The sequence below is a fragment of the Gilliamella sp. B2828 genome, from assembly GCF_026537125.1.
Lineage (GTDB): Bacteria > Pseudomonadota > Gammaproteobacteria > Enterobacterales > Orbaceae > Gilliamella.
The window spans coordinates 410,893-421,286 of record NZ_JAFNMU010000001.1 but is presented as its reverse complement, the minus strand read 5'-3'; the positions used below and the strand labels follow the sequence as shown (position 1 = coordinate 421,286).

Annotated in this window: 7 protein-coding genes and 1 pseudogene; all 8 read right to left on the bottom strand. The window is 35.8% G+C overall.

What is annotated here, in order from left to right; all coding sequences use genetic code 11:
* Positions 1 to 419, bottom strand: a pseudogene (locus J3U19_RS01845) (hypothetical protein); the annotation flags it as partial.
* A gap of 73 nt (positions 420 to 492) precedes the next feature.
* Complete coding sequence (tssE, locus tag J3U19_RS01840; protein WP_267339347.1) at positions 493 to 924, bottom strand: type VI secretion system baseplate subunit TssE; 432 nt, start codon at positions 922 to 924, stop codon at positions 493 to 495.
* Entirely contained in the window at positions 924 to 1,439 is a 516-nt protein-coding gene (gene tssJ / locus J3U19_RS01835; RefSeq protein ID WP_267339348.1) for a type VI secretion system lipoprotein TssJ, read from the bottom strand. The genes tssE and tssJ overlap by 1 nt, the downstream gene beginning before the upstream one ends.
* A 13-nt stretch (positions 1,440 to 1,452) precedes the next feature.
* Positions 1,453 to 2,496, bottom strand: coding sequence for a type VI secretion system baseplate subunit TssG (tssG, locus tag J3U19_RS01830; RefSeq protein WP_267345281.1), 1,044 nt, complete (start codon positions 2,494 to 2,496; stop codon positions 1,453 to 1,455).
* Positions 2,460 to 4,223 (bottom strand): type VI secretion system baseplate subunit TssF, encoded by a 1,764-nt coding sequence (gene tssF / locus J3U19_RS01825; RefSeq protein ID WP_267339350.1) that lies wholly within the window; start codon positions 4,221 to 4,223, stop codon positions 2,460 to 2,462. The genes tssG and tssF overlap by 37 nt, the downstream gene beginning before the upstream one ends.
* Positions 4,224 to 4,275: 52 nt before the next feature.
* Positions 4,276 to 5,883 (bottom strand): type VI secretion system protein TssA, encoded by a 1,608-nt coding sequence (tssA, locus tag J3U19_RS01820; protein WP_267339351.1) that lies wholly within the window; start codon positions 5,881 to 5,883, stop codon positions 4,276 to 4,278.
* 33 nt (positions 5,884 to 5,916) lie between these two features.
* Positions 5,917 to 9,258, bottom strand: coding sequence for an ImcF-related family protein (locus J3U19_RS01815; RefSeq protein ID WP_267339352.1), 3,342 nt, complete (start codon positions 9,256 to 9,258; stop codon positions 5,917 to 5,919).
* Positions 9,259 to 10,392 carry a hypothetical protein gene (locus tag J3U19_RS01810; RefSeq protein ID WP_267345279.1) on the bottom strand — a complete coding sequence of 378 codons (1,134 nt, stop codon included), beginning with the start codon at positions 10,390 to 10,392 and terminating at the stop codon, positions 9,259 to 9,261. It abuts the gene before it with no gap.
* Between the last annotated feature and the right edge of the window lie 2 nt (positions 10,393 to 10,394).

Below are 10,394 nucleotides of genomic sequence, written 5' to 3'. Positions count from 1 at the left end.
GAATTGAGTGGCGTGTTTTGCTTTAACCCGTTTAAGGGCGCTGTCGCGCTTTGAGGATTGACCGACGACTCGGAGGGTTTTAATTCGTGCAATGCATCAAATGGGGTGCTGGCGTTCAGTAAGTCTGAGGCACCCAATGCCAAAGAGGTCAAATCGGCATGAACAGGATTGAAACGAAACCAGGCTTTTTGATTGAGAAACGATTCCGCATCCAGATGTGGATGTGGGCTGGTAAAGGTGATGGTGTAATGCCAGGGCTGGTTGAGTTGTTCATTGCCGGCAACCTGTAAAACCGAAATCGGCGCGCTTTGACCATCGACAGTTAAGGTATAGCGATGGTGACTTACCATTGATATAACATTATTACCATGAATCTTTTCAGTTAAATGACTAACAAAGTTATTGATCTTGCTTTTCACATTGTTTCCTATTTTTATTTTTTTCGATCAATTACGTTATTGTTTGTATGGTTATTCTACTTGCTTAAGCCATTTAGCCGCCGTTCTTATGCGTTTTACGTGTATATTTTATTCGCGCTTTACCATCGGGCATAAAGTAAGTGCCATATCGAACCAGCCCACCCTCTTTGAAATAACAAGTCATTTCATAGGCTAATACCATGTTATCATTATTTTTTTCATCTATATTGATAATAATAGCACTTAGCCTTGGTTCATAAGTTAATAGCGTTTGTTCAATAGCCCTCATTAAAACATAAGCTGACGAAGGCAAAGCTTGAAAAACAGTTGACATATCAGGCAATCCATAATCGGGGAGATGCTGAATGGCACCTGCGCGGCTATTTAAGATCCGCTCAATGTTGTCCATCACACTTATGATTGTCTGTTCGTTTTCAGACACATCGTCAATGGCGATACCGGATTCAAAATAGCCATATAGCATGTCATACAAAGATGCACTCATTAATCTTCATCCACTATTTTGATGGTATATTTGCTTGCCTCTATTTTTCGCGCTTTGGTTATGTGTAAATCAGAACGTTTTAAAATTAATCGCCAGCTATCTTCTTTTAGATTGGGTTCTTTATAAAGTGCGACTACTGCTGCAAATTTAGCTCTGTCATCAAATGGAACTTCGATCGAAACAGAAGTATTGGGTTTTAGTACAATTTCTTTAGTATCGAGTAAGGTGGCTTTGAGTTCATCATTATCTTGATCAACCAAATTTTGGTAAGAAGCAGATTTAAATGCATCATCTTTAGTTAATTGATAAATTCGAATAACAACAGGTGATGATTTTTCTTCATCATCAAGATTTAATTCAGCCCTAGCGGTGATATCTAAATGTAATGTTTTAATATCCCACGAAAAAATACTGTTTCCTAAGCTTGATGCACCTTTTGTTACACTTTGGGCTATACCACATCCACTTAAACAAATGGTTAATAGACAAATGATAAATAAATTAATTCTTTTCATAATGATTCCTTTTTTATGCTGTATAATCCATTCCACAATAGTGACCTAAATTTACAGCTACCTTATCTTGAATATACTCGCCATGTTCTGCCATTTTGGTTAATGATGCAGTTTGTCCTAATCGACAATTCTTTGATACAAGCTGGCTACGTGGCAAAAAATTTCGCTTGATATAAAGTGTCATTTTGGCATCAACTTGATAACCTAAATATGCACGCATCAGTGCCATAAGATCCTTATATAACTGCCCATCAGGAAGTAAATCGATTATCTGCTCTTCATGTTGAGGCGTTATGGCTATATGAATTGTTTGATTGCATTCTCTTAAGCGGGATCCTAAAACCGCACTACCATCTAAACCTATTTTGTTCGTTTTATCCCCTACCTGAGCTGGTTTTTCAATAGAGTGCCAAGTAGGATAGAATTCCGTGATTTCAACTTTGGCATCATTAACGATTACTCTTGTTAAACCAGCAATCCCTTCAGCAGTTCGTGTTTTTTGAGTCACTAAACCTAACAGTGCTAAAAATCGCGAAGCTGGTGAGCCTATTTGTTCACTCGTACCTTTTATTATTAGACCTGTTAACCCAAGTAAACACTGAGATATAGAATCTTTACCGCCACTTATAAAACAGGCTGGGTAATGATATTTCAACCAAATTCGATAAAATTGTGTTATAAATCGATGGTTGAATATGTCTAAAAAATCAGTCATTGCGTGATAATTTTCTTCACGGCGAATAATATTGTGCAACAACCCAAAAGGTAATACTGCATCAACGCCATATAAACCTAAAAAACGAGTTCTTACCGTTGCCGGACGATTTATATAGGGTGATCTTTCAATGTATTTCAGCTCACTCGCAGGAAATGACATATCAACTGACGGTGCAAAACGTAAAGGATCACCAGCTGGAGTTTCCAATCGTCCAAGTATAGGTTGTTTAGCATAAAGTTGTTCAAGTAACTGACAAAAACGATAGAAGTTCATTTTTGGCAGTACTTTTTCAAGTTCCTGCATTAAAGCGCTGTTTTCGATATTTTGCTCTGTTTCCATACTATTTTATTTCCAACAGGTAGAAGATTAATGACTAATTGAGTAAATAGATTAACGTCGGCATATAGAGCAAAAAATTGATGTAATAACTCACCAAAAAGCATCACATCACCTTCGCCAGTAAACTGTAAACTATTAATTGTTACTTCGATTTCGATTCCCCTTTGTAACATTCCTTTTTCAATCCGTTTTATCATTCTATGAGATACATCGACGATACCTTCTAAGCGTCGACGATTAAGTTCGTTTTGAGTCCAATCATATAAGGCCAGCGTTCCTCTTAATACTTCTGCGTTAATTAATGATAAATAATTAGGCGCTAAATGTGATAATACTCGCCAATGAAAGCGATCTTCAGTTGGTGGATAACAAGGAAGTGTTGGCGAACACAAATTACGTACACTCGAAATGCTATTTTGTGAGCTGCATAATGATTGGATCCGAGCATTGCTCAACGCTTTCCGAGGTAACATACCATTGGTTCCTGTAACGCGTAATGATAATGTTTCAGCTTCAAGTGTCTCATTTTTATCCCAAATTTTTCCACCCAAAACCAACCATGTATCATGTAATCCTGAAGCTCCTTTTCGAACGTGGGTATGATAATATCTTTCGGGCGCATCATGACGTAACATACCGCCTCTATGTTTAAAGCTTGTAAAAGGGACATAACTGTAGCGACCATTACGAGTTATCGCTTCAACATGTTCAACGGAGTAAATTTCGATGTGTCCATCTTGACGTAATAGGGGTCTAAGCAGATATTCACTTTCTAATTGATTCACTACAATCGGATCGGCTTCCATATCAAATAAATTGATGATTGGCACACAATGTAATCGAATGTTGTCCTTATTAAAAGGCATATCATTTGGCCAAGTTTGATTAAGAATGATTTCAATATCAATGTATTTACAACCTTCCGGAACAGCCTGAACATTTAAACCGTGCAGATCGACAAACATAAATTTTTCACGAAAAGCAAAGTACTCTAATAATAGTTGATAGCCGGCAAAAGCGTTATCGGGTTTTAACCATAAGCGATCTTCTTCACCAAAGCCAACAGGCGTTATGTTTCCTTGTAACTTTACGATTTTATTCGGATCATTGGAATAGCGTAATTGTATGGCTGAAACTTGGTGAATTAATGCATGATGCAAAGTTGAAGCAATTGGCGCATCTGCATTTAAATAGAATCGTAATTTAGATAAATCAACTTGTTCTAAATCAATGAGCTCACCAAAACCTAAACGAATGTTGATAATGTTTCGCCCATCATGGTGTATGGCTAAGCTGACTTGATCAATTTTAACCGGTTGTAAAGTGACGTCTTGAGTTGTTCGGAATGGACACCGTGTTCCCGACGGTCCTAAAGGCTCAGTCTGTACTTGTAACCCTTTGGGAATGACTTCCAAACGGGATAGCGTTGAATAATTGGGTGTAAGCTCAATTATTGATAATGAAGGTATTAACCTCAGATAATGGGGCCATAGCAAACTAACAAGGCTTTCCGTCAATTCGGGTAAATCATCATCAATTTTCTGACGTAATCGCCCCATCAAAAAAGCAAAACCCTCAAATAATCTTTCTACATAGGGATCACGATCACCAACACGATCTAAATTCAATTGACCTGCTCTATCAGGATGAATTTTGGCAAACTCTTTTCCTGCTTCCCGCAAGTAACGCATTTCTGATTCATAATAGCGTAAAATTAAATCATCCATTTTTTATCTCTTTTGTTTTCTATTTGTCTAACATCCATCGTATTGTAAGGCGTTATATCACACTCAGTGCCCTAGCTGGATTGAGCTGCATGAGTTCATGTTGCAGCACTTCTATTTGTTCGCCAAAATTTCGATTATTGTTATCTTTCTGTTGATTTTTTTGCTTCATTATTTTTAATAAAAATCGTTTAATCTCAAACAATAATTCTGGCTCCCATTGTAATAAGGTTATTGACTGTTGCTGGTTATTCAATCCGGTTAGTAATGTTAATGCGATATCTTGTTTTCCCAGTTGTTCTGCCACTCTTGCTTGGGTATATTGCAATAAATATTGTTGCTTAGCCGTACGTAATGAGGGCAAACTTTGTATCCATTGGAATGCATTTTCTAAACTTTCTGTGTGAGCTAACTCTAAAGCCTGTTTTTCAATCTCATTCCAATCGTTTTCACCCGATACTGCAATGGGTTTAATACCATCACCTTCATCTAAATGATGTATACGCGCATCGCTGGCTATCCAGCTTAACGTTTCATCATCAGCAAAAGGCATGCCATTTTCGAAATGAAGATGTTCTATTCCCTGTAACCGTTCTAGCATTAAGCCAATATCGGTTAAATAGATATCGGCCCATGACTGATAAGGCTCCCCCATTTTTTTTAAGGCTAAAACAGAAGCTCTCTGTAAATCTAACCAAAAATGATTTGCACTTTCCATAAAAGCACTTTCAACACGTTCAAATAGGGTGGACCATTGTTTTTGAAGAATCAAACGACTGATGGTTTGTTTCAGTTCCGCTCTGGGTGCTGGTAATCTTGTTTTACCCTTTGTATCTACAGGTGGCAAATCCACAACCATATCCCAACGAATGACTCGTAAAAAACGACCTGCTGCAAGATATCCTTCAGGATTTTCCCGTAAAAACGCTGCCATTTTTCTAGCTTGATCAAGTAAATCTCGTTGAGAGCTTATTTTTATTTCAGCATGACTTGGTTGTACTTCGGATACCGGTGTAGAATTGACCGTTGTTTGAGATGGTTGTTCTTCATTACTGGTTTTAATAGATTGCTTGGTTATATTGCCAAAAAAATGAACCAATGCCGATAAATCAGGAGGTGTTATTGACTGATTAGGCGCTTGTGAATCAAATAATGTTTGACAGATGCTGTCTATTTGACTTAGCGCGGCAATAATACGACTTAACTGCTCATTACTTATCGGTTGTAATTGTGTCAACTTATCTATGAAACGTGCATTAGTAAGCCACTCTATGGCATTTTTGCGTATATTAGGTCTTGAGGGATAAATCAATGGACCAAATTTATCCAGTAAACCCGCTAATATTTCAAGTCCATCAGCGAATCCTTCTACACCATCTTGATTTAAACGCGCCAAACAATAGTAAGTAGCCACTCGAATATCTTTACCGCTTTGTTTAAGTATGTTTTCACTTTCCGTAATAATAAATGGATAATCGATTCCTGAAATTTTGTCTATTTCTTCTTTAATCTCCTGAAAAGAATCATGATAAGTCAAATCTTCACCTGTTGGTTTATCTGAATTGATTGGCTGTAACCAATCATTCCATGTTTGATTTAACTTTTGACTAAGATTGATCTGATCTTCAGTACCGATAAAACGGCTTAATAGTTGACTGAACATTACATTAATCCAATTTAATAGTTTAATTAAACATTATTCAAATACGTTTTGTGGTAAAGTGAAATTACGTAATTTCAACAATGTTAGGGGTCCGCCACCTAGTTGTGTTCTTAAAACATACCTAAGTTTATTCCCGTCTTTAGCTTCCCAGACCAATTCGTATCGACTGGAATCGAGCGGTTTAACTGAAGCGGATTCAAGTAATCGGATCCATGCCCAATCACCACTATAATATTGATATAACCTTAAACCTGAATTATTACTACTCCAACTGAGTTGCGAATAAGGAGCATATCCATCACCTGGCCAATTGAAACGTTGCCAAGTTGGCACTTGATTGAAATATTCAAGTTTCTGTTTGTTAATAATCAATTCTGTTCTAGCGGTACTTCCCCCTGTGCGCGGCATTAGATCGAATGATAAAGAGATATCACCTGTTTCAAGTACTTCTGCTGAAAGTTGATTAAATAAGTTTAATGCTTCAAGAAAATTAGATGAAAAATTCAATCCTTGAGCATTGACATTATTTACCACCCAAATTCCACCTTTTTTATCTAGTACACCATTTAATTCACTGATAATAAATCGATCGATAATGCCAGTATCAGCTCGAATAAAACGAGCTAATTCAGGTAAGGAAGCTTCGTTTTCACTATTTTTAAAAGGATATCGACCAGCAAAGGATTTTTTCCACTGACTGACAACATAATTTTGCCAAATATCATTAAAGCTTTCGGCTGCTGGAGTCAATACTACTTGCCAGGATTGTTCTAAGGGTTTTTTGAATAAACTGTAACCAAATCCTGACCACTCTTTTCCTAAGTTAGCCGCAATTAAATTACCGTAATCTCGGGTTTCAGTTAAATCCACCGAAGTGCCTTTAAATACACTTTTAGCTAATTCTTGCATCATCGTTTGTGGTTCGGCACTATTAGTAATATTTTGTAGTTTCAACCGTACTTGCGTGATACGCGACAAATAAGTCTCTAAAGAAAGACCATTGGCATTATCATTTCTTAACAAACTGACAATAGGTGCAAATGTTTCAGTTAAAGGTCCTGTTGATTCATTGTTCTTTTTAGACATTCCAGTAAATGATTTATTGTTATTAATAAGCTCTTTAGCTGAACGTAAAAGATTATTGGATAAACCCTCTTCGTTATAAGTTATCTCTGATTGATATTTGATAGCATTTACCAACGCGATCAAAGGAGATTGTCTCGTATCAGCAAGTATTGTTAGCTGTTCAATCACATCTGTTACATTGTCAGATTGACGCCACTCTATAGCATTTAGAAAGTTCAACCATGCAGCACTGTATTCACTAAAATACAGTTCAGTAAGTTGTTTTTTTAATGATTCAGACGAAATCGATTTAGGTAATGAGTTATCTCCATCACTTAAAACCCAATCAATTTGTTCTTGACGAAGTTTAGAGACTTCATTGATTTCCTGTTTAATTGTATTTTCCCAAGCTTTCCGTGTGTAAATACCTGGTAAGTCATCCTTACTAAAAAACAGTAAATGATTATCAAATCCATCAAGCAATTGATTTAAACTTTGATCTGCATAATTTTGGCTAGTGCGTTGGATCATCGCTTTATAGATTGAGTTAACCGCATTTTGTGCACCAATTTTATTAATTAATATTTGGCGAGCATTTTTTACTAATAATGCATCTTCCTTCTGTACCCACTTAGGATGAAGATTTAATGATTCTCCCCAAAAACGAACAAGATCAGGCATCAATCTTTGCCAATTACCATCACTAACATCTTTCGGTGCACTCCATTTTCTGGCTGCAAATTGACTTAAATAATTCCCATCACTTTTATTAGCACGACTCATCATCAAATATACTTTTAAGACATCATACGCCGATTCAACCATTTCGTCTCGGTGAGGATCATCTGGCGGTAATTGTGTTAACAATTCTAAATAATCGGTCATGGTATCTTTAAAGGGTACAACAATGTTACGTAAGTTGGTTGTGTAATAACTGGACCACAATTTTTTTAATAATTTGGTATCATGATTTAAACCAAAACGATAAGATAACGGTGCTCCATTTTGTTGACGGAACAGTAATTGTTCTAATCTTTGTTGTAGCTGATATTGAATTTGTAACCTTGTTGTATAATCTTGAATAGCTGAATCATCAGCCGTTCTGGCAAGTTTGATACTATCTTCAATTAATGATTCATTTCGGAAATAAGATGTGAGCATAGCACATCCTGTCATGATAAGAGAAATTAATAAAACATAACAGGAGATTGCTCCCCAATTTACCCCAAGTCTTCGCCCTACGTTTGATTTTGCATCATCAAGAATTGATTGCCACGTTGGCGTCATAAAAAAATGATTTAAATCGTCAAACTCTTGTTCTTCCGTTGGCTTCGAGGACTGATAAGGCATAAAAAATAGTCCTCGAAGATTTGGAACATAACGCAAAGAGATCAATGAACTCAAATATCGTTTAATTTTGTCAATATCATTTTTTATCAGATTCTGGCTTAATTGAAGTAAATAGGCATAATGAAAGTTTTCTTTTACCTGTTGTATACCTCGTTGACAACATTCTGCAGCTAATTGTTTTAAAGATAAATCCGCGGCATCAACGATACTTTCTTTAGATGAAGCAAAAGTTATCCCAACGCTTTGTTCAATTCTTCCTTCTTGTGACCATTCACTTGTTTGCCCTGACACTAAATAAAGCGGTGCAGACCATCTTAAAATTTTATCCCGAGATCTCAGTTGCAATAAAGTTTTTTCAACTAAAATTTTTTGTTGTCGAGTATTATCAAGATAATTTTTTGAAACTGTCCAAATGATTGCATCCAGAGGTTTACGATAAAATGGTACACAACGAGAAAAACGTTTTTTTAAGGCCTTCATCCATGGAATATCTACTTCACTGGAAACATCACCGCCATAAACCATTAATGTTTGACCACTTAACTGCCATTTCGCTTGTTGTAAATTAGGAAATAATGTTTCTACATCAGATGATGACCCAATAACTAAGCATTTTCGAACTTTATAACGCCAAAATAGACCATAACGAGATTTGCATTGATTTTTTATTTCTAAAAATTCAGGAAAAGTAACCATTTTTTTTACAGGTTTCTTTTCAGCGGGATTCAATGATTCACGCTTAGCTTTATCTTTAGCCCATATTTTACGATTATTAGTAATAATAACAGGTGTTAACAATAAGCCGAGCAATAAAAGCATTGCTTGTAACCATATTGAAAATTTCTGTCCTGCTGTTACATAACCTAAACCTGCTCCCCAGAAAATAAGTCCTGTGGCGAGAATTAGTGCTCCTAATAATATAATGAAAATTAATCCAATCAGTTTCCATTTATTTTTCATTTACGACTCCCGACGTACTACCGCCAAAATTGAAAGTAACCATTTATCATGACTATATGCAGCCATAAGATTATTTTGGTTAGTGAGCAAAACCATTTCATAACCCATAGCCAAAGAAAGCCAAAAACTTAACGCAGTCTGATTACCAATAAGACTGTCTAATTTAATTAAATTAGTTGGGGTAATTTTTTGATCAGCTAACTGAGTTACCATTTCTACTTGTTTTTTATTTTCCATGTTAGCTATCCAAAGCTGTTTAACTTGTTTTATGGCAAGTTGCATGTTTGTCATCTGATTAATTGCATTATCAAGTTGTGTTGCTATCATCGGTCTTAAGATTTCAACTTTTGCGCCATTTATTCCTAATTCTTGATAATGTTGTTGGCTTATTCCGAGAAAAGCACATAAAAATGCCGAATTTAATGAAACCGTATTGTTGATAATGACAAGATGAAGAGCCGCTTGCGAATCATCTATCATTTCTTGTAGTATTTCAGCATTAACGTTATCGGATAGATGCTGTGATAACTTGTATTCCCAAGGCAGTTGGGCAGTTTGATAAGCATTATGAATATCTTCATCTAAAAAAACATTTGATTCAAATGATGAGTAAATGTGAATATTAATGATTTCCTTCTCCGGTATCTCAGGGAGCAATTTACGTAAAGATAGAAAGATTTCTTCAAGAGATAGATGAATGTTGAAATCGTCACCAAATTCCAACGATTTATTGACTTTCATTGGGATATTTTCAATATTACTTAAGATGTCTTGTACAGTTAGGTGATTAGGCAAAATATAATAGCTATCAAGAATGATTAAAGATTTCATCGCCCAATTTTGCCAATTTTCTTCAATATTTTTCTGTTCTAACTGCCATATTTCATATTCCTCTTGCGCCAAACCATATATATATAAACGAATACTGACAGCTATCCCAGTAATTATTGTTGGAATAATGATTGCTGATATCCAAAATATCCACTGAGAACCATAGTTTTCATTTGGCCAGATTGACATTAACAAAATGGCTGTAATAAAAATTAAAACGATAAAAAACAAATACCATCTGCCGCGATTTAATTTTAGTGGTGGTTTCAATGGATTAAGTACTTCGGGTTTAGGCCAAGACATAA